The 20,009-nt window shown below is 69.4% G+C and carries 17 protein-coding genes; 12 read left to right on the top strand and 5 right to left on the bottom strand.

Annotation, left to right across the window (positions count from 1 at the left end; genetic code table 11):
- Positions 1 to 71: 71 nt before the first annotated feature.
- On the bottom strand, positions 72 to 935 hold the full coding sequence (gene ypfJ / locus ABDK56_RS11625) for a KPN_02809 family neutral zinc metallopeptidase (protein WP_349808442.1): 864 nt from the start codon (positions 933 to 935) through the stop codon (positions 72 to 74).
- Positions 936 to 1,034: 99 nt separating this feature from the next.
- On the opposite strand from ypfJ, the gene ABDK56_RS11620 reads away from it, so the two are divergent.
- Both ABDK56_RS11620 and ABDK56_RS11615 read left to right on the top strand, forming a co-directional pair.
- Positions 1,035 to 1,802 (top strand): 3-hydroxybutyrate dehydrogenase, encoded by a 768-nt coding sequence (locus ABDK56_RS11620; protein WP_349808441.1) that lies wholly within the window; start codon positions 1,035 to 1,037, stop codon positions 1,800 to 1,802.
- A 10-nt stretch (positions 1,803 to 1,812) separates the two neighbouring features.
- Entirely contained in the window at positions 1,813 to 2,442 is a 630-nt protein-coding gene (locus tag ABDK56_RS11615; protein WP_349808440.1) for a DUF4893 domain-containing protein, read from the top strand.
- On the opposite strand, the gene ABDK56_RS11610 is transcribed toward ABDK56_RS11615, so the two are convergent.
- Positions 2,439 to 3,434: an aldo/keto reductase gene (locus ABDK56_RS11610; RefSeq protein WP_349808439.1), complete on the bottom strand. Its 996-nt coding sequence runs from the start codon at positions 3,432 to 3,434 to the stop codon at positions 2,439 to 2,441. The genes ABDK56_RS11615 and ABDK56_RS11610 overlap by 4 nt on opposite strands.
- Positions 3,431 to 4,492 (bottom strand): mannose-1-phosphate guanylyltransferase, encoded by a 1,062-nt coding sequence (locus ABDK56_RS11605; protein WP_349808438.1) that lies wholly within the window; start codon positions 4,490 to 4,492, stop codon positions 3,431 to 3,433. The genes ABDK56_RS11610 and ABDK56_RS11605 overlap by 4 nt, the downstream gene beginning before the upstream one ends.
- A 114-nt stretch (positions 4,493 to 4,606) precedes the next feature.
- On the opposite strand from ABDK56_RS11605, the gene prsK reads away from it, so the two are divergent.
- The 3 genes from prsK to ABDK56_RS11590 all read left to right on the top strand — a co-directional run bounded on the left by prsK (position 4,607) and on the right by ABDK56_RS11590 (position 9,552).
- On the top strand, positions 4,607 to 6,697 hold the full coding sequence (gene prsK, locus ABDK56_RS11600; protein WP_349808437.1) for an XrtA/PEP-CTERM system histidine kinase PrsK: 2,091 nt from the start codon (positions 4,607 to 4,609) through the stop codon (positions 6,695 to 6,697).
- Positions 6,694 to 8,067, top strand: coding sequence for a PEP-CTERM-box response regulator transcription factor (prsR, locus tag ABDK56_RS11595; RefSeq protein WP_349808436.1), 1,374 nt, complete (start codon positions 6,694 to 6,696; stop codon positions 8,065 to 8,067). The genes prsK and prsR overlap by 4 nt, the downstream gene beginning before the upstream one ends.
- 183 nt (positions 8,068 to 8,250) lie before the next feature.
- On the top strand, positions 8,251 to 9,552 hold the full coding sequence (locus ABDK56_RS11590) for an MFS transporter (RefSeq protein WP_349808435.1): 1,302 nt from the start codon (positions 8,251 to 8,253) through the stop codon (positions 9,550 to 9,552).
- On the opposite strand, the gene ABDK56_RS11585 is transcribed toward ABDK56_RS11590, so the two are convergent.
- Positions 9,549 to 10,235, bottom strand: a complete 687-nt coding sequence (locus tag ABDK56_RS11585) for a hypothetical protein (RefSeq protein ID WP_349808434.1) — start codon at positions 10,233 to 10,235, stop codon at positions 9,549 to 9,551. The genes ABDK56_RS11590 and ABDK56_RS11585 overlap by 4 nt on opposite strands.
- Before the next feature lie 56 nt (positions 10,236 to 10,291).
- Positions 10,292 to 12,094 carry an ABC-F family ATP-binding cassette domain-containing protein gene (locus ABDK56_RS11580; protein WP_349808433.1) on the bottom strand — a complete coding sequence of 601 codons (1,803 nt, stop codon included), beginning with the start codon at positions 12,092 to 12,094 and terminating at the stop codon, positions 10,292 to 10,294.
- A 120-nt stretch (positions 12,095 to 12,214) separates the two neighbouring features.
- Between ABDK56_RS11580 and ABDK56_RS11575 the strand changes: the two genes are divergently transcribed.
- The 7 genes from ABDK56_RS11575 (at position 12,215) to gnd (ending at position 19,954) form a co-directional block, all read left to right on the top strand.
- On the top strand, positions 12,215 to 12,562 hold the full coding sequence (locus tag ABDK56_RS11575) for a hypothetical protein (protein ID WP_349808432.1): 348 nt from the start codon (positions 12,215 to 12,217) through the stop codon (positions 12,560 to 12,562).
- 115 nt (positions 12,563 to 12,677) lie between these two features.
- Positions 12,678 to 13,343 carry a response regulator transcription factor gene (locus ABDK56_RS11570; RefSeq protein ID WP_349808431.1) on the top strand — a complete coding sequence of 222 codons (666 nt, stop codon included), beginning with the start codon at positions 12,678 to 12,680 and terminating at the stop codon, positions 13,341 to 13,343.
- A gap of 23 nt (positions 13,344 to 13,366) precedes the next feature.
- A complete protein-coding gene (locus tag ABDK56_RS11565; protein WP_502959301.1) occupies positions 13,367 to 14,800 on the top strand; it encodes a sensor histidine kinase in 1,434 nt (477 codons plus the stop codon).
- A 78-nt stretch (positions 14,801 to 14,878) separates the two neighbouring features.
- On the top strand, positions 14,879 to 16,939 hold the full coding sequence (locus tag ABDK56_RS11560; RefSeq protein WP_349808430.1) for a M13 family metallopeptidase: 2,061 nt from the start codon (positions 14,879 to 14,881) through the stop codon (positions 16,937 to 16,939).
- A gap of 39 nt (positions 16,940 to 16,978) precedes the next feature.
- Complete coding sequence (locus ABDK56_RS11555; RefSeq protein WP_349808429.1) at positions 16,979 to 17,992, top strand: polyprenyl synthetase family protein; 1,014 nt, start codon at positions 16,979 to 16,981, stop codon at positions 17,990 to 17,992.
- Between the two features lies 1 nt (position 17,993).
- Positions 17,994 to 18,971, top strand: a complete 978-nt coding sequence (locus ABDK56_RS11550) for a phosphatase PAP2 family protein (RefSeq protein WP_349808428.1) — start codon at positions 17,994 to 17,996, stop codon at positions 18,969 to 18,971.
- Positions 18,971 to 19,954, top strand: a complete 984-nt coding sequence (gnd, locus tag ABDK56_RS11545) for a phosphogluconate dehydrogenase (NAD(+)-dependent, decarboxylating) (RefSeq protein WP_349808427.1) — start codon at positions 18,971 to 18,973, stop codon at positions 19,952 to 19,954. The genes ABDK56_RS11550 and gnd overlap by 1 nt, the downstream gene beginning before the upstream one ends.
- The last annotated feature ends 55 nt before the right edge of the window (positions 19,955 to 20,009 follow it).

Here is a 20,009-nt window from a genome sequence, read left to right as displayed (position 1 = left end):
AGAGCGGCCGACGGCCGAGCATCAGCGAGTGCTGATCCACCAGTCGCGGATTCACTCCGCGACCCGCCCCCTCAATACCCGCCCTGCGTATATTTAGCGCAGCTCGCCGGATCGCCGGTGGTCGCCCCGGTCTTGAGCGCTTCCATCCGCTGCGCCGAGGTGCCGTGGGTGAAGCTGTCGGGAACGACCTGTCCCTGCGTCTCCTTTTGCAGCGTGTCGTCGCCGATCGCCTGCGCCGCGCGCAGCCCTTCCTCTAGATCGCCCGCCTCCATCACGCCCGAGCGCTTGGCCCAGACCCCCGCATAGCAGTCGGCCTGCAACTCGATTCCCACCTGGACCTTGTTGCCCGCCGCCTGGCCGAGCGAGCCCTGCGCCTGCTGCGCCTTGTCGAGCGTGCCTTCGAGGTCCTGGATATGGTGGCCGACCTCGTGCGCGATGACGTATCCGTCGGGGAAGTCGCCAGGCGCGTTGAACTTGGTCGACAGCTCGTTGAAGAATTCGGGGTCGAGGTAGATCTTCTTGTCGGTCGGGCAATAGAAGGGTCCCATCGCCGACTGCGCCGCGCCGCAGCCCGACTGGTACGACCGGTCGTAGATGGCAAGCGTCGTCGGGGTGTAGGTCGACCCTGCCTGCTGGAAGACCTGCCCCCACACCTGCTCGGTCGACCCGAGGATCTTGGCGAGCGTGGTCTTGGTCGCCGGGTCGAGCGTCGACTTGCCGCCATTGCCGCCGATCGTCGGCCCCGCCCCGCCGCCGAGCGACTGGAGCGCGCAATAGCCGAGCGCGAGCACGATGATCCCGACGATCCCGAAGCGCGAGGCGACCAGTTGGAGCAGCATCATGATCAGCCCGCCGCCCCCGCCGCCGAGGCTCATTCCGCCGCTTCGGCCGGTATCGTCCTCGATATTGCTGCTTTCGGGACCGTCCAGCCGCATTCATGCCTCCTCGTCGCGTCTGCCGGGACTAATGCTTCACCGCCGTAACGGTTGCAATCGCGCGGCCGCCGCGCCAGTCGCGGGGCGAAGGAGTCGGCAATGGACCTCGACGGCAAGCGCGCACTGGTGACCGGATCGACCTCGGGGATCGGCCTCGCCATCGCCCGTGCCCTCGCCGGGGCGGGGGCGAAGGTGATGATCAACGGCTTCGGCAAGCCCGACGAGATCGCCGCGATCTGCGACGAGATCGGCGCGATCCACGACGGCGCCGACCTCGGCGATGCCGACGCGATCGACGCGATGATCGCGCGCTGCACCGCCGAGATCGGCAGCCCCGACATCCTGGTCAACAACGCCGGCATCCAGTTCGTCTCGCCGGTGACCGACTTCCCGGTCGAGAAATGGGACGCGATCATCGCGCTCAACCTCACCGCGGTATTCCACACCACCCGGCTCGCGCTGCCGGCGATGCGCGCCAAGGGCTGGGGCCGGATCGTCAACACCGCCAGCGCGCACAGCCTCGTCGCCAGCCCGAACAAGAGCGCCTATGTCGCCGCCAAGCATGGCGTCGCGGGCTTCACCAAGACCGTCGCGCTCGAAACCGCGAAGGACGGCATCACCGTCAACTGCATTTCGCCCGGCTATGTCTGGACCCCGCTGGTCGAAAACCAGATTCCCGACACGATGAAGGCCAGGGGGCTTACGCGCGAGCAGGTGATGGAGGACGTGCTGCTCGCCGCCCAGCCGACCAAGCGGTTCGTCAGCCCCGAGGAGGTCGCCAGCCTGTCGCTCTATCTCTGTTCGGACGGGGCGGCGTCGATCACCGGCGCCAATCTCAGCATGGACGGCGGCTGGACCGCGCAATAGGCTCGCGGCGATGAAACGCCTCCTGCCCCTCGCCTGTCTGCTGTCACTGGCGGCCTGCCACGTCTCTCCTGGTCCTGCCGGCCCGGTAATCAACGCCGACAAGTCGCACGACTGGCGCACCGTAGCGACCGACGACGACCGCGCGCGGCTGCGCGAATGGCGAAAGACGCTGATCGCCGCGCTCGATTCGGCGCGCAAGGCGGGGCACGGGGCCGAAATCGACCGCGAAGGCGTGCTGCTCCAGCCCGACCTCACGCTCGGCGGGGCCGCGTTGCCCAACGGCGACTATCGCTGCCGGGTGATCAAGATCGGCGCGAAGAGCGAGGGGATGCTCGATTATGTCACCTACCCCGCCTTCACCTGCCGGGTTCAGCCCGAACGCGGGCTCCAGGGCTTCGCCAAGCTGACCGGGTCGCAGCGCCCGATCGGGCTGATCTTCCCCGCCGACGCCGGGCGGCAGGTGTTCCTCGGCACGCTCGAACTCGGCGACGAGAGCCGGGCGATGCAATATGGCCGCGACCAGGACCGCGACCTCGCCGCCTGGATCCAGCGGGTCGACGAGCGGCGCTGGCGAATGCTCTTCCCCAGCCCGCATTTCGAATCGCAGGCCGACGTGATCGAGCTCGTTCCGGCGCCCTAGGCGCTGGCGCGGTCGAGCGCCTCGACCTGCGCCGCCGTTAGATCGAGGCGAAGCGCGGCGATCAGCTGTACGGCCTGCGCCATGCTGGTCGCGCTGGCGATCGGCGCAGCGACTCCCGACCGAACCTTGGTCCAGGCCAGCGCGACGGTCGCCATCGCCTCGCCGGTTTCGCGCGATACGTCCTCGAGCGCGGCGAGCACCGCCTTGCCGCGCGGGCTGTCGACATAGTCGATGTTGCGCCCGCCGCGGACCGACTTCGACAGGTCGTCCTTCGAACGATATTTGCCGCTGAGGAACCCGTTGGCGAGGCTGTAGTAGGGAAAGAAGGCGAGCCCGCGCTCGACCACCAGGTCCTGCAGCGGCCCTTCGTATTTCGCGCGCTCGACGAGGTTGTACCAGCCCTGCACCGCGACCGCCGGGGCGAACCCCTCGCGCGCTGCGGTGTCGAGCGCCTCGACCACCCGCGGCGGCTCGAAATTGCTCAGCCCGGTTTCGCGGATCTTGCCCGCCTCGCGCAGCCGTTCGAACGCGCCGAGGCTGTCGGCGAGCGGCACCTCGGCATTGTCGCGATGCTGGTAGTAGAGGTCGATCGTCTCGATCCCCATCCGCTTTAGCGAGGCGTCGGCACCGCGCGCGATCACGTCGGGGTGGAGCGAGGCAACATATTCGCCGCTGGTCACCTTGCCGTCATAGCTTTTGGCATCCTCGATCCGCCCGTCGAGGAACCCGACCTTGGTCGCGATCACCACCTTGTCGCGCTTGGCCGGGTCGCGCTTCAGCCAGCGACCGATCAGCCGCTCGCTCTCGCCCCCGACATGGCCCGGCGCCCACGCCGAATAGACGTCGGCGGTGTCGATCATCGTCCCGCCGGCATCGACGAAGGCGTCGAGCACCGCGAAGCTGGTCGCCTCGTCGGCGGTCCAGTCGAACACGTTGCCGCCGAGCGCGACCGGGGCGATCGAAAGCCCGCTGCTTCCCAGCGTCCGGCTCATTCGCCGTTCTCCCGCCGCGCCTCGAACCAGGCCGCCGCCTCGCGTACCCGCTGCGCTGCGCCGCGATGGGTGACGAGCACCGCCTCGGGCGTCGCGATGATGACGAGGTCGTCGACGTCGATCGCCGCGACCGCCGGCCCCGACGAGCGGATCAAGAGGCCGCGGCTGTCGATCGCGGTCCCGCCATGCGCGCTGTTGCCCGCTTCGTCCTTGTCCGCCGCATCGTGGACCGACTGCCAGCTACCGACGTCGGACCAGCCCATGCTGACCGGGACGACGCGCACGTCGGCGGCCTTTTCCATGATCGCATAGTCGACCGACTGGGCGGGCGAACGCGCGAACGCGGCCGCGTCGACCAGCACCGACTGCCCCTCGCGCCGCGCCGCGCCGAGCGCCGCCTCGGCGGCGTCGAGCATCGCCGGGGCATGGTCGCGAAACGCCTGCCGCCAAGTCGCCGCGCTGGCCAGGAAGATGCCCGCGTTCCAGTAATGGCCGCCCGCCGCCAGCATTGCCTCGGCCTTGTCCTTCGCCGGCTTCTCGACGAAGCGGTCGACGGTTCGCGCCGCCTCGCCCGTCCCTTCGCCCGACGCGGCGATATAGCCGAAGCCGGTCGCGGGATGGTCGGGCTCGATCCCGAAGGTGACGATCGCCCCCTCGCGTGCCGCCGGCACCGCGCGCGCCACCGCGTCGCGGAACGCGTCGACGTCGGCGATATGCTGGTCCGAGGGGCAGACCAGCAGCAGCTCGTCCTCGCCCGCCTCGGCCGCCGCCAGCGCGATCGCCGGCCCGCTGTCTCGCTTGATCGGCTCGAGCAGCAACGTCGCGGCGGGCGCGAGCCGTTCGAGCGCCTCGCGCTGGCGAATATTGGCGACCACGATCGGCGGCAGGAACGGCGCGCCGTCGAGGCGCTCGATCACTTCCTCGAACAGGCTCTGTTCGCCGAGCAGCGGGATCAGATGCTTGGGCGCCGCCGGGGTCGAAAGCGGCCACAGCCGAGTCCCCGCGCCGCCCGCCAAAATCACCGGACGAACGGTCCGGGCACTATCGATATCATCCATGGCGTCCCCTTCGCCGCATCAAACCCGGCGCGCGTCGCAAGTTCCGTTCACACTCTATTTGTAAAGTTTTGCGACACCCCTGCCCATGTCGGCGCACTTGACATCGGCCCCGCGGTGAACGGCCAGCTGATCACCTTCTGGAGCCACGGCCTCGCCGCGGCGCTGTTCGCGTCGCTGACGCTGTGGGAACTTCGGCGCGGGCTGGTGGCCGAACAGGCGCGGCTGCTCGCGGCGCTCGCGCTGACCTGCGTATGGGCGTGGATCACCGCGGTCGCGCCAAGCTCGATGCTCGCCGCCTATTGCGAAACCGCGCGCAACCTCGCCTGGGTCGGCGTGCTCTACCGGCTGACCCGTTCAGGCGAGCCAAGCGAGGCGCAGCGCGGGGTCAACCCGGTCTATGCCGCGGTCGCCGGGGTGCTCGGGATGCAGCTCTTGGTCGACGCCATGCCGCTGCTGCTCGACATGGCGAATCCGTCCGAAGGCGACGCGCTGGTCCAGACCGCGCTGGTGCTTCGGATCACCGCCGCCGCGGGGGCGCTGGTGCTGGTCCACAACGCTTATGGCCAGGCCGCGCCGTCGAGCCGCAGCGGCATCCGGCTCGCGATGCTCGCGCTGGCGCTGATGTGGGCCTACGACCTCAACCTGTTCACCGTCGCCTATTTCGATCTCGGCGCCGGGCGCGCGCTGTTCGCGTGGCGCGGGCTGGCGATCGCGCTGACCGCGCCGCTGCTCGCGATGGCGGGCGGCAAGCGTGAAGCGTGGCGGGTCAAGCTGTCGCGCGCGGCGACCTTCCAGAGCCTGTCGATGCTCGCGATCGGCGGCTATTTCGCGGCGATGGCGATCGTCGCCACCGCCACCCGCAGCGCCGGCGAAGGGATGGCCAAGGCGCTGTTCGTGTCGATGCTGGTGCTGATGACGGTCGGCGCGGCGCTGCTGATCCCCAGCCGCCGGATGCGGGCTTGGGCGAAGGTCAAGGTCGCCAAGCATCTGTTCGAGCATCGCTACGACTATCGCAGCGAATGGCTGCGCTTCGCCGACACGCTGGGGGCCAGCGGACCCGACTCGGCGCCGTTCGGCGAGCGCGTGGTCAAGGCGTTCGCCGACATCCTCGACAGCCCCGGCGGGCTGCTGCTGGTAGCCGACGAACTGAACCAGTTCGAACCCGCGGCGAGCTGGCACTGGCGAGGAAATCCGCACCCGACCCGCTCGTCGGCGCGCGAGGCGCTCGGCCATTTCTGGCGGACGATCGAGCGCGAAGGGCGGATCGTCGACTTCGAGGCGCGGCGCAACGGCTGGGGCGGGGCCGAACTCGCCGAACTGGCGATTCCCGCCGACCTGCTCGGCGAGCTCCACGCGTGGATCGGGGTGCCGCTGATCCACCAGGAAAAGCTGGTCGGCCTCGTCATCCTCGACGGTCCCGACTATCGCCGCCCGCTCGACTGGGAAGATTTCGACCTGCTCCGCACCGCCGGGCGGCAGGCCGCCTCGAGCCTGTCCGAGGCGACCAGCCAGCACGCGCTGATGAACGCGCAGCGGTTCGAGGACTTCAACCGCCGCTTCGCCTTCATCCTCCACGACATCAAGAACCTCGTCAGCCAGCTCAGCCTCGTCGCGCGCAACGCCGAGCGCCACGCCGACAATCCCGAGTTTCGCGCCGACATGATCGCGACGCTCAAATCCTCGGTCGGCAAGATGAACGACCTCCTCCAACGCATCGCCCCTCAGAAGGGCGCGCGCGCGATAGACCCCGGCCCGGTCGAGCTGCTGCCGCTGCTCTCCTCGCTCGTCGCGGGCAAGCGGCTGGCGCACCCGGTGACGCTCAAGGGCGACGCGGCGGTGCTCGCGATGGCCGACCGCCACGCGCTCGAACAGGCGGTCGGCCACCTCGTCCAGAACGCGATCGACGCCAGCCCGCCCGCCGAGCCGGTCGAGGTCCGCGTTTCGCGCGAACGCCACGGCATCGCCATCTCGATCGCCGACCACGGCGCGGGGATGGACGCCGACTTCGTCCGCACCCGCCTGTTCCAGCCGTTCGCCTCGACCAAGGACGGCGGCTTCGGCGTCGGCGCGTTCGAGGCGCGCGAGCTGGTCGCGGCGATGAACGGCCGGCTGACGGTCGAGAGCCGTCCGGGCGAAGGCACCCGCTTCACCATCCACCTCCCCGCCGCCGACCCGGCCGCGGCAACCCTACGGAAAAGCGCATGAGCGACGAAAAGGACCTCCCGATCCTGCTGGTGGTCGAGGATGACGAGGGGCTGCAGCGACAGCTGAAATGGGCCTACGAAGGCTATCGCGTGGTGATCGCGGGCAATCGCGCTGAGGCGCTCGACGCGGTCCGCGCGCACGAGCCGGCAGTGGTCACGCTCGACCTCGGCCTGCCGCCCGATCCCGACGGGACGAGCGAAGGGTTCGCGGTGCTCGAGGCGATCCTGTCGTTGAAGCCCGACGCCAAGGTGATCGTCGCCTCGGGCCACGGCGCGCGCGAAAGCGCGCTGAGGGCGATCGCGCTCGGAGCCTATGATTTCTATCGCAAGCCGGTCGACATCGACGAGCTCGGGCTGATCGTCGCGCGCGCGTTCCACGTCGCGCAGATCGAGGCCGAGAACCGCAGGCTTCAGGCGCAGGGCGGCGGCGGCGCGGTGCTCGGCGCGATCGTCACGGCGGCGCCCGAAATGCTCAAGGTCGCGAGCACGATCGAACGGGTCGCCCCCGCCGACGTGTCGGTGATGCTGCTCGGCGCGTCGGGGACCGGCAAGGAACTGCTGGCGCGCGCGGTGCACGACCTTTCCCCCCGCAAGGCGGGCGCGTTCGTCGCGATCAACTGCGCCGCGATCCCCGAGAACCTGCTCGAGGCCGAGCTGTTCGGTTACGAGCGGGGGGCATTCACCGGGGCGGTCAAGTCGACCCCGGGCAAGATCGAGCAGGCGAGCGGCGGGACGCTGTTTCTCGACGAGGTCGGCGACATCCCGCTGCCGCTCCAGGTCAAGCTGCTCCGTTTCCTCCAGGAACGGGTGATCGAGCGAATCGGCGGGCGCGCGCCGATCGCGGTCGACACGCGGATCGTGTCGGCGACCCACCAGGACCTCGACACGATGCAGGCCGACGGGCGGTTCCGCGAGGACCTCTACTACCGGCTGGCCGAGATCGTCGTGAAGATCCCGAGCCTCGCCGAGCGCGCGGGGGACTCGGCGCTGCTCGCGCGCCATTTCGTCAACCGCTTCGCCAAGGAACTGGCGCGGCCGGTCGCGGGGCTGGCGCCCGACGCGCTCGAGGCGGTCGACGCCTATCGCTGGCCGGGCAACGTCCGCGAGCTGGAAAACCGGATCAAGCGCGCGGTGATCATGGCCGACGGCAAGTGGATCGGCGCCGACGACCTCGACCTGCCCGGGGCGAAGGCGGGGGCCGACGAGCCGATGCCGATCAACCTGCGCGCCGCGCGCGAGGTCGCCGACCGCAAGGTGATCCGCCAGGCGCTGAGCCGGACCGAGAACAATATCTCGGGCGCCGCCAAGCTGCTCGGGATCAGTCGGCCGACGCTCTACGACCTGATGAAGCAATATTCGCTGGGGGCTTAAGGTCACAAAAGCCAGCGTCACCCCGGACTTTTTCGTGACCTTTAGCGAGCGGAAGGCGCTTTCGAATATGCGGGGCCGTCGGATCGATAGCGGGACGGCGGCCAAGCCAATCCAACGACGCGCCGAGTGTCTCACAAGGCGGGGGCTGTAGGACAGCGAAATCGTCGGCTAGGCTGGCCTTCGATGCGCGACGCCCCCGCCCCGCCTGCCCTTCCGACCCCGCCGCACCGGCGCGTCTCGAACGCCTCGATCGCGATCGCCGCGGCCTCGACCGTGGTCGAATGGTACGACTTCACCCTCTACCTCTATTTCGCGACGGTGGTGGCGCGGCTGTTCTACGGCGGCGACAGCGCGGCGAGCCTCGGCACGACGCTGGCGGGGTTCGCGCTCGCCTACCTGATGCGCCCGCTCGGCGCGGCGGTGTTCGGCCATGTCGGCGACCGGCACGGGCGCAAGGTCATGCTGCTGTGGTCGATGGCGCTGATGAGCGCGGCGATGCTGGCGACCGCGCTGCTGCCGACGATGGCGAGCATCGGCCCGGCGGCGGGAGTCCTGCTGCTGCTGCTGCGCTGCGTGATGGGGTTCGCGGTCGGCGGCGAATATTCGGGGGTGGTCGCCTATTTGCTCGAAGGCGCGGCCCCGCGCCGCCGCGGGCTGGTGGCGTCGAGCGCGTCGGCGGCAAGCGAGGTCGGCGGGCTGCTCGCGGTCGGGGTCAGCGCGGCGACGGTCGCGCTGCTGAGCGAAGCGCAACTGGCCGGCTGGGGCTGGCGGATCCCGTTCTTCGTCGGCGCGGCGCTGGCAGGAAGCGTGTTCGTCGCTCGATCGGCGATGGAGGAATCGCCCGACTTCGAGGCGCAGCGGGCCGAGGGGCGCGTCCCGGAGCAGCCGTGGCGGCACAGCTGGACCCACCATCGCGGCGGGATCGCGCGCGCCTTCGCCATCTCGGCGCTGGGGTCGATCACCTATTATGTCGGCATCACCTACGTCCCCGCTTACCTGACCAGCGTCGGCAAGATGAGCGAGGCGCGCTCGCTGATCCTGTCGACGATCGCTGCGGTGGTGGTGATCGCGGTGACCCCGCTGACCGGGATGCTGAGCGACCGGGTCGGGCGGCGGCCGGTGCTGGTCGGGGTCGCGGTGCTCAGCATGGTGCTGCCGATCAGCCTGTTCCTGGCGATGGCGAACGGGACATGGGGCGGCGCGCTGGCCGGGGCGGTCGCGCTGGCGGCGGTCGCGGGGGCGATGAGCGCGGTCGGCGCGGTCGCCACCGCCGAGCAGTTTCCCGGCGAGGGACGAGTCACCGGGCTGGCGTTCGGCGCGACCGGGGCCACCGCGATCTTCGGCGGGCTGACCCCGTGGCTTGCGCACTGGCTGACGGAGCGGACCGGGAACCCGGCGATCCCCGGCGTGATGATCGCCGCGGTCGCGCTGGCGGTGCTACCGCTGTTCTGGCGGCTGCGCGAGACCGCGCCCGCGCGCGACTAGCGGACCGCGCCGGCCGGAAACGGGCACGGCCCGTCGATGTCGTAGGAGGCGTGGCTGAGCGACTTGCGGTCGGTCCCCGGGTCGATGCCGAGCGCCCGGCCATTGTCGAAGATGTCCTGCCGGTCGCTGAGCAGGTCGCGCACGCCGCCTTGCGCGCGGAGCGCCGCGAGCCGCAGGTCGGCGCGCCGCGCGGGCGCATCGCCCGCCTCCATCAGCAGCCGGACCTCGCGCACCTCGGCATCGGTGCGGGCGAAATCCTGCTGCTTGAACGCGAGGATCGCGTAGAGGCTGGCGTAGGCGTCCCTCGTCTCGAGCGGAAGCTCGGTCAGCGCCGGGTTGGTCCGCGCCATTTCCCACGCGCTGGTATGCATCGTCCAGAACGAGGTCTTGTGTGCCAGCGGCGGAAAGTCCGCCGGAAGCGGCGCGCTGGCGGTCGCGACGAGCAGCCGGTCGAGCGAGCGGTCGAGGCATTCGAGCGCGGAGGAATTGATCCGGTAGCGCTTGAGATCCTCGGCCAGTTCGGAGCGCATCGAGCCGACCAGCTGGTTTGCCTCGTCGCGGTTGTTGGCGCGCGAGATCAGCTGGCTGAGCAGCAGCGAGATGAGGATGCCGAGCACGATCGTCCCGACCTCGCCGGCGAACACCCGCCAGCCGCGCAACGGTTTCCAGTTCCACAGCGCCATGCCCCGACCCCCCAGTCGTAAAGGCTAGCCAATTGCCCGCCGCGCGCAAGCGCGGGTCAGGAGGCGAGGCCCTCCGCCAGTTCGGCGACTTCGAGCCAGCGCAGTTCGGCGGCATCTTTGTCGGCGCGGAGCGCGTCGGCGCGGGCGGTGAGGTCGGCGAATTTCTTCGGGTCGCGGGCATAGAGGTCGGGGTCGCCGAGCGCGGCCTCGATCGCCGCGATCTCGCCGTCGATGCGGGCGACCTCGCCGGGTAGCCGGTCGAGGTCGCGCTGATCCTTGTAGGAGAGTTTGCTGCGAGTGGTACTCGCAGCAAGGTTGGGCGTGGGAGCGGGCGCGGCCTTTTTCGAGGGCGTGGTCGTCGGCGTGGCCTTGCGCTTGGCCCAATCCTCGTAGCCGCCGGCGACGACGTCGACCTTGCCGCTGCCGTCGAGGCCGAGCGTCACCGTCACCGTCTTGTCGAGGAAGTCGCGGTCGTGGCTGACGATCAGCACCGTGCCGTCATAGTCGGCGATGACCTCTTGCAGGAGGTCGAGCGTTTCGAGGTCGAGGTCGTTGGTCGGCTCGTCGAGCACGAGCAGGTTCGAGGCGCGGGCGAATTCGCGCGCGAGAAGGAGTCGCGAGCGCTCGCCGCCCGAGAGCGAGCCGACCGGCGCCTCGGTGAGCTCGGGCGAGAACAGATATTCCTTGAGATAGCCCTTGATGTGCTTCTTGGTCCCGCGGACGTCGATCCAGTCGCCGCCCTCGGCGAGGACGTCGCGGACGCGCTTGTCGGGGGCCATCAGCCTGCGCTGCTGGTCGATGACGATGCCCGACAGGGTCTTGGCCAGCGTGACCTTGCCGCTGTCGGGGGCAAGCTCGCCGGTGAGCAGCCTGAGCAGCGTCGTCTTGCCCGCGCCGTTGGCGCCGACGAGGCCGATGCGGTCGCCGCGCTGGACGCGAAGCGAGAAGTCGCGGATCACGGTGCGCACCGATCCGTCCTTGGCACCGAAGCTCTTCGACACCCCCTCCGCGTCGATCACCACCTTGGTCTTGCTGTCGTCGCGGGCGAGGCCGAGGCGGGCCGCGCCGGGGCCGCCGATCATCGCCGCGCGCTGGGCGCGCATCTCGTTGAGTTTCGCCAGCCGCCCCTGGTTGCGGCGGCGGCGCGCGGTCACCCCGCGCTGGAGCCAGTGGAGCTCGATCGCGAGCTTGGCGTCGAGCTTCTCGGCGGCGCGCTGCTCCTCTTCGTAGACCCGCTCGGTCCAGGCATCGAACCCGCCGAAGCCGATTTCGGCGCGGCGCAGGTCGCCGCGGTCGAGCCAGATGCAGCTTTTCGTCAGGCGGGTGAGAAAGGTGCGGTCGTGGCTGATGACGATGAACGCGCCCTTGAACCGGTTCAGCCAGCCTTCGAGCCAGTCGATCGCGCCGAGGTCGAGGTGGTTGGTCGGCTCGTCGAGCAGCAGCACGTCGGGCTCGACGCTGAGCGCGCGGACGATCGCGGCGCGGCGGCGCTCGCCCCCCGAGGCGGTCGCGGTCGGGCGGTCGAGGTCGATGCCGAGCTGGTCGGCGATCGCGGCGGCCTCGTGCGGCTGGGGCGCGCCCTCCCCCGCGGTCACCCAGTCGCCAAGCGTGGCGTGGCCGGTCATCGCCGGGTCCTGTTCGAGCAGCACGACGCGGGTGCCCGGGACGGTCTTGCGGGTGCCCTCGTCGGTGTCGATCGTGCCGGCAAGGCATTTGAGCAGCGTGGTCTTGCCCGCGCCGTTGCGGCCGATCAGCGCGAGCCGGTCACGCGGGCCGACATGGAGGTCGAGGTGGCGGAACAGCCAGCCTTCGCCCTGCACGAGGCCGAGGTCTTCATAGCTGAGGACGGGGGGTGCCATGGCGCGCCGCCTAGCCTACCCTCGGCCGGTCGTCACCTCCCGGGGCGAGTCGCTGAACGGGCTATTCATAGGGCATTCAATGCGCCCTTCGTATCAGGCAGGCAGTAGAGAGTTAATGCGATGAGCCTGTTTCGTACCCTTATCCTGGCCCTGACCGGCGTGGCGGCGCTGGCGAGCCCGCTCGTCCCCGCCAGCGCGCAGCGGGTCGGCGGGGGCGACGGGCCGTCGGGGATGATGCCGCGCCCCCACGGCGACCAGGACCGCGCCTATGCGCTGACCCAGCGCGGGCGGTCGATGCCGCTGCCGATGATCGAGCGGCGGGTGCTTCCGGCGATGCCGGGGGCCGACTATCTGGGCCCCGAGTTCAACGGCAACAGCTACCGGCTCAAGTTCATGCGCGACGGGCGGGTGATCTGGGTCGACGTCGATGCCGCGACCGGGCGCATCATCGGCAAGTCGGGCGACTAGCGCCGGCATCGAGTCCCCAGGGGTTCCGGGCCTGTTCGTTCCGGTAAGGCAACCGTATAGCGTCGCGCGGGTTGAGTAGGCCGATATCACCGTTTCAAGAGGGGACAACGCCGCCATGCGCGTGCTGATCGTTGAAGATGAACCCAATCTGGGGCGCCAGCTGCGCTCGACGCTCGAGGGCGCGGGCTATGCCGTCGATCTCGCCACCGACGGCGAGGACGGCCATTATTTGGGCTCGACCGAGCAATATGACGCGGTGGTGCTCGACCTCGGGCTGCCCGAGGTCGACGGGCTGACCGTGCTCGACCGCTGGCGCAAGGAAGGGCGCAAGATGCCCGTGCTGGTGCTGACCGCGCGCGACAGCTGGTCGGACAAGGTCGCCGGGCTCGACGCGGGGGCCGACGACTACCTCGCCAAGCCGTTCCAGACCGAGGAGCTGATCGCCCGGCTGCGCGCGCTGATCCGCCGCGCGTCGGGCAATGCGTCGAGCGAGCTGATCGCGGGCGACATCCGGCTCGATACCCGCTCGGGCAAGGTCAGCCGCGGGGGCGAGCCGATCAAGCTGACCGCGCAGGAATATAAGCTGCTGAGCTACCTGATGCACCACAAGGGCAAGGTGGTCAGCCGGACCGAGCTGATCGAGCATATCTACGACCAGGACTTCGACCGCGATTCGAACACCATCGAAGTGTTCGTGACCCGGATCAGGAAGAAGCTGGGCGCCGACATCATCACCACCATCCGTGGGCTCGGCTACAGCCTCGAGGACCCGGGCAGTTGAACGACGCCGCCGCCTTGAAGGGGATGAACCCCGAGGCGGCCGAGCGGGGCACGGCCAGGCTTGACCGCGCGACGCCCGCCGGGGCGGCGCTGACCCGGCGGATGATCAGCATCGCCGCGCTGTGGATCACGCTGCTGCTGGTCGGCGGCGGCTTCGCGCTCGACCGGGTGCTGACCGCCTCGGTGACGGCAAATTTCGATTCGCAGCTCAACTATGTGCTCAACGCGATGATCGCCGCGTCCGAGATCGGGCCCGACGGCGAGGTGCGCTTCAACCGCCCGCTCGCCGACCAGCGGTTCCTGCAGCCCTATTCGGGCATGTATTACCAGGTCACCGACCTGCCGGGGAACAGTTGCAAGGATCCCAACGACCTCATCCTGTGCAACCCGTCGCGATCCTTGTGGGACCGACGGCTGAAGGTCGACCTCGCCCATTCGGACAAGCAACTTCATCGCTACGACAGCAACGAGTTCAGCGGCGAGCCGCTGCGCGTGCTCGAACGCGACGTCAGCGTACCCGGCAGCAAGACCATCTGGCGCTACCAGGTCGCCCAGTCGCGCGACCAGATCAACGCGCAGATCAAGAAGCTTCGCGAGACGCTGGTGTGGAGCTTCGTCGCGCTCGGCGCGGGCCTTTTGATCATGGCGGCGCTGCAGACGCTCTACGGCTTGTGGCCGCTGCGGCGGATCCGGCGCGAGGTCGCCGGGGTGCGATCGGGGCGGCAGACGCGGATCGCGGCGGGCTTCCCGCGCGAGATCGAGCCGCTGGTCGAGGAGATCAACGAGCTGCTGGCGCACAGCGAGGCGCAGGCCGAGGAGGCGCGGCGCCACGCGGGCAACCTTGCCCATGCGCTCAAGACCCCGCTGACGGTGATCAACAATGCCGCCACCGCGCAGGCGCCCGACCTGTCGACGACGGTGATCCGCGAGGCGGGGACGATGCGGCGGCAGGTCGACCATCACCTCGCCCGCGCCCGCGCGATCGGGCGGCGCGCCTCGGCGCAGGCGCGCGCGACGGTGTGGGACAGCGTGTGCGCGGTCGAACGCGCGGTCAGCGTGCTCTACGACGGCACCACGGTCGACATCGCCGGCGACCGCAAGGCGCAGGTCAAGGTCGAGCGGCAGGACCTCGACGAGATGGTCGGCAACCTCGTCGAGAATGCCGCCAAATATGGCGGCGGGCGCGTATTCGTGACGATCGGCAAGCCCGACGACGGGCAGGTGTCGATCGAGGTCGAGGACGACGGGCCGGGGATCCCGATCCTCCAGCGCAAGGAGCTGTTCACCCGCGGCACGCGGCTCGACACCACCGGCAAGCCCGGCACCGGGCTGGGGCTCGCGATCGTCGGCGACGTCGCGCGGATCTACGGCGGGTCGGTCGACCTCGGTGAGAGCGAGGACCTCGGCGGCCTGCTGGTCCGGCTGACGCTGCCCGAAGCGCCGCGCGCGGGCGGCTGACGCGTTCGTCGAAACCGGCTGGACCTGTGCCGCCACGGCGCTAGCGTGGGCGCCACATCGTCAGGGGAAATCACCGCCATGCGTTCGCTTCGTATCGTCTTCGCGCTTGCCTCCGTGTCGCTGTCGGCGCTCGCCCTCCCGGGCGCGTCGAATGCCGCCGAGCCCTATCCGTCGAGCTTTCCCAAGGCCAAGTTCCAGAGCTGGGGCGTCGACCTGACGGCGGTCGATCCGTCGGTGAAGCCGGGGGACGATTTCTGGGACTTTGCCAACGGGGCATGGGCCAAGCGCACCCCGATCGCGCCCGACCGCACCTTCGTCGGCATCGACAGCGTGCTCAACGACCAGATCGACCGCGACGTGCGCGCGATCATCGAGGACAAGGCGGCGAACCCGCAAGGATCGGGCCGGCTCGGCCAGCAGATCGGCGACCTTTACGCCAGCTGGATGGACACCGGGACGATCGAGCGGCTCGGCACCGCGCCGCTCAAGCCCTATCTCGCGCGCTTCGCCGGGCTGACCAGCAAGACGCAACTGGCAAGCGTGTTCGGGCAGATCGGCATGCCCTCCCCGTTCGGCAGCTACATCTCGCCCGGCAACGACGACCCGACCCGCTACGTGCTCTACCTCAGCCAGGGCGGGCTGGGGATGCCGGGGCGCGACTATTACCTGCTGCCCGGCGCCAAGTACGACGCCTATCGCGCCGCCTACCTCGCCTATGTGACGCGGGTGCAGCAGCTTGCCGGGATTCCCGACGCGGCGGCGAAGGCCAAGCGGATCGTCGCGCTCGAGACGCGGATCGCCAAGCTTCACTGGACCCCCGAGCAGAGCCGCGATGCCAAGGCGACCAACAACCCGATGACGCTCGCCGCGCTGTCGGCCTACGCGCCGGGCATGGCGTGGAAGCCCTATTATGCCGCGCTCGGGATCGCCGCGCCCAAGACGATCGTGGTCAGCGAGAAGTCGGCGATCAGGGCCGAGGCGGCGCTGGTCCGGTCGGTGCCGCTGTCGACCTGGAAGGAATGGCTCGCCTACCAGTTCGTGTCCGACCATGCCGCCTACCTGCCCGCGGCGTTCGACCAGGCACGGTTCGATTTCTATTCGAAGACGCTGCGCGACGTGCCGGCCCAGCGCGACCGGTGGAAGCGCGGGGTCGACCTCGTCGACGGCGCGCTCGGCGAGGGCGTCGGGCAATATTACGTCGCGGCGCATTACCCGGCCGAGAGCGACCGGCAGATGGGCGAGCTGATCGCCAACATCCGCGCCTCGCTGCACGACAAGATCGCCGGCAACGACTGGATGGACGCGGCGACCAAGAAGGAGGCGCTGGCCAAGCTGGCGAGCTTCGACCCGCGCACCGGTCACCCGAAGAAATATCTCGACTATTCGGCGCTCGAGGTGAAGCGCGGCGACCTGTTCGGCAACGTCATGCGATCGGGCGTGGTCGAGTGGCAGCGGCTGGTCGGCTACCTCCCCAACCCGGTCGACCGCGGGCTATGGGACATGCTGCCGCAGACCAACAACGCCTATTACAACCCGCTGACCAACCAGATCACCTTCCCCGCGGCGATCCTCCAGCCGCCCTATTTCGACCCCAATGCCGACCCGGCGGCCAATTACGGCTCGATCGGCGCGACCATCGGGCACGAGATCGGCCACGGCTTCGACGACCAGGGGCGATTGTACGACGCGAGCGGCAAGCTCAACGACTGGTGGACCAAGGCGAGCGCCGATGCCTATGGCGCCAAGACGAAGAAGCTGGTCGCCCAGTATGACGGCTACGAACCGATCCCGGGGACCCACATCAAGGGCCAGCTGACGCTCGGCGAGAATATCGGCGACCTGGCGGGCCTCGAGGTCGCCTACGACGCCTACCACCGCTACGTCGCCGCGCACGGCGAGCCGCCGGTGATCGGCGGGCTGACCGGCGACCAGCGCTTCTTCCTCGCCTATGCCTACAGCTGGGAGACCAAGACCCGCGACGGGGCGCTTCGCGCGCAGCTGCTGAGCAACCCGCACTCGCCCGCCAAATACCGGGTCAACGGGGTCGTGCGCAACATGGACGCCTGGTATGCCGCGTTCGGGGTCAAGCCGGGCGACAAGATGTACCTCGCGCCCGCCGACCGGGTGCGCATCTGGTAGGGCTGGCGCAAGCCGCGTGCCGGTCCTAAGAAGCGCGCCGTGAACGCGACCGTGATCCCGATCGGCGAGAAGAAGGCGCCCAGCCTCGAGCCGTTGCTGGCGCTGACCGCGGCGGACATGAACGGCGTCAACGCGGTCATCCTCGAGCGGATGCAGTCGAAGGTCGGGCTGATCCCCGAGCTTGCCGGCCACCTGATCGCGGGCGGGGGCAAGCGGATGCGCCCGATGCTGACGCTCGCGAGCGCGGCGCTGCTCGGCTATTCGGGCACGCGGCATCACAAGCTGGCGGCGGCGGTCGAGTTCATCCACACCGCCACCCTGCTCCACGACGACGTCGTCGACGGCAGCGAGATGCGCCGCGGCAAGCGCGCGGCCAACCTCATCTGGGGCAACCCGGCGACGGTGCTGGTCGGCGATTTCCTGTTCTCGCGCAGCTTCGAGCTGATGGTCGAGGACGGCAGCCTCAAGGTGCTCAAGATCCTCAGCCACGCCTCGGCGGTGATCGCCGAGGGCGAGGTCGACCAGCTGACCGCGCAGCGCCGGGTCGAGACGAGCGAGGAGCATTATCTCGCGATCATCGGCGCCAAGACCGCCGCGCTGTTCGCCGCCGCGTGCCGGATCGCGCCGGTGGTGGCCGAGGCGGGCGACGATGCCGAGGAAGCGCTCGACGCCTATGGCCGCAACCTCGGCGTCGCCTTCCAGCTGATCGACGACGCGATCGACTATGCCAGCGACGAGGCGGTGATGGGCAAGGATCGCGGCGACGATTTCCGCGACGGCAAGGTGACGCTGCCCGTCATCCTCGCGCACGCGCGCGGCAGCGAGGCCGACCGCGCCTTCTGGCAGGCGGCGATAAGCGGCGCGCGGTCGGGCGACGACGACCTTGCCCACGCGACCCGGCTGATCCGCGATACCGGGGCGCTCGACGACACGATGGAGCGGGCGCGGCTGTACGGCCGGCGCGCGATTGACGCGCTGGCGGCTTTTCCCTCGGGCCGCGCGAAGGCAGCGATGAGCGAGGCAGTCGAGTTCGCGGTCTCGAGGGCTTACTGAATTGCGGCGCGAGACGGATTGGCTGCTGCCCAGCGCCATCCTGACGTTCGGCCTCGGCGCCGTGGCGATGAGCGGCATTTCGCCGATCAAGGGGGATCCCGACATCTGGCTGCCGATCTGGAGCTGGCTGGCGTTCGGCGTCGTGTTCCTGATCCTGTGGTCGGCGGTCTACCTGGTGACGCTCGGAGCGCGCGGCGAGCGCGAGCCGATCCATGCGTTTTTCGTGCGCGCCGCCGCGCTCGGCCCGCGCTGGCCGGCGATCCTGCTCGGGATCATGCTCGCCGGCCTCGACCTCTACTTCTTCATGTGGATCAAGCCCCAGCTCAACGCGCTCCGGCCGTTCTGGGCCGACCCCTATCTGGCCGGACTCGGCAAGCTGCTGTTCGGGGTCGATTCGTGGCGGCTGGTCACCTTCATGCTGCAGGAGTGGGTCGCGGTCGCCTACACCCCGGTGTGGTTCGTGGCGCTGATCGCGACGCTCTACTACGTGCTGCTCCAGCCGCCGTCCGAGCGTCGCTCGCGGGTGCTGATCACCTATTTCCTGCTGTGGTCGGTGTTCGGCCCGGTCGGCCAATATTTCTTTTCCGCCGGGGGGCCGATCTTTTATCGCCGGATCTACGGGCTCGGGCGCTACGACGAGCTGACCGCGCAATTGCCCGCGGTGGCGCGGCTGGCGTCGGGCTATCTGTGGGAAGCCTACCAGCGCAAGCTGTTGGTCTATGGCGCGGGAATCTCGGCGATGCCCTCGCTCCACGACGCGTCGGTGACGTGGGCGGTGATCGCCTTCCACCGCGAGGGCTGGCCCCTCAGGATCCTGAGCTACGCCTTCGCGCTGTTCATCCTGGTCGCCTCGGTTGCCCTCGGCTGGCATTTTTCCGCCGACGGAATCGTCGCGATCGCGGGCACTTTGCTTTGTTATGCGTTGTCAGCCCCGATCCGGCGCGCCGCGGCGCGCCTCGGCACCAAGGAGACGGCGTAATGAAACTGGCGATGATCGGGCTCGGGCGGATGGGCGGCAACATGGCGCGCCGCCTGATGAAGGGCGGACACCAAATCGTCGCGTTCGACCAGAATGCCGACGCGGTCGCCGGGCTGGTCAAGGACGGGGCCGAGGGAGCCGCCTCGCTCGACGAGGTCAAGGCCAAGCTCGACAGCCCCGCGATCTACTGGGTGATGCTCCCGGCGGGCGAGATTACCGAGGGGGTGATCGGGAAGATCGCCGACGCCGCCAACCCCGGCGACATCGTCATCGACGGCGGCAACAGCTTCTGGAAGGACGACGTCCGCCGCGCGAAGGCGCTTGCCGACAAGGGGCTGCATTATGTCGACGTCGGCACCTCGGGCGGGGTGTGGGGGCTCGAGCGCGGCTATTGCATGATGATCGGCGGGCCCGAGGAGGCGATCACCACGCTCGACCCGGTGTTCGCGACGCTCGCCCCCGGGATCGGGACGATTCCCCGCACTCCGCACGTCGAAGAAGGCGGCGGGACCTGGCGCGCCGAGCAGGGCTATGTCCATGCCGGGCCGGCGGGCGCGGGCCACTTCGTCAAGATGGTCCACAACGGCATCGAGTACGGCATGATGCAAAGCTATGCCGAGGGCTTCGATGTGCTGCGCCAGCGCAACCTGCCGACGCTCAAGGACGGCGAGCGGTTCGACCTCAACATGAGCGACATCGCCGAGGTGTGGCGGCGGGGCAGCGTGATCTCGTCGTGGCTGCTCGACCTGGTCGCGATCGCGCTGGCCAAGGACCCCGACCTCAAGCAGTTCAGCGGGCGCGTCGCCGACAGCGGCGAGGGGCGCTGGACGATCGACGCGGCGATGGAGGAAGCGGTTCCGGTCGATGTCCTCGCCGCCTCGGTCTTCGCCCGCTTCAGGAGCCGGGTCGAGGAAAGCTACGCCGACCAACTGCTCAGCGCGATGCGCTTCGGCTTCGGCGGGCATGTCGAGATGCCTCAGTAGCCAAGTCTCCGAGGCTAACGAAAGCGGAGCGAAGCGAGCGTCGTTAGCCGAGAGA

The sequence above is a fragment of the Sphingomonas sp. ASV193 genome (assembly GCF_040203355.1).
GTDB lineage: Bacteria > Pseudomonadota > Alphaproteobacteria > Sphingomonadales > Sphingomonadaceae > Sphingomicrobium.
Note: the sequence above shows the minus strand (reverse complement) of the source record. Positions and strands in the feature narration are given on the sequence as shown.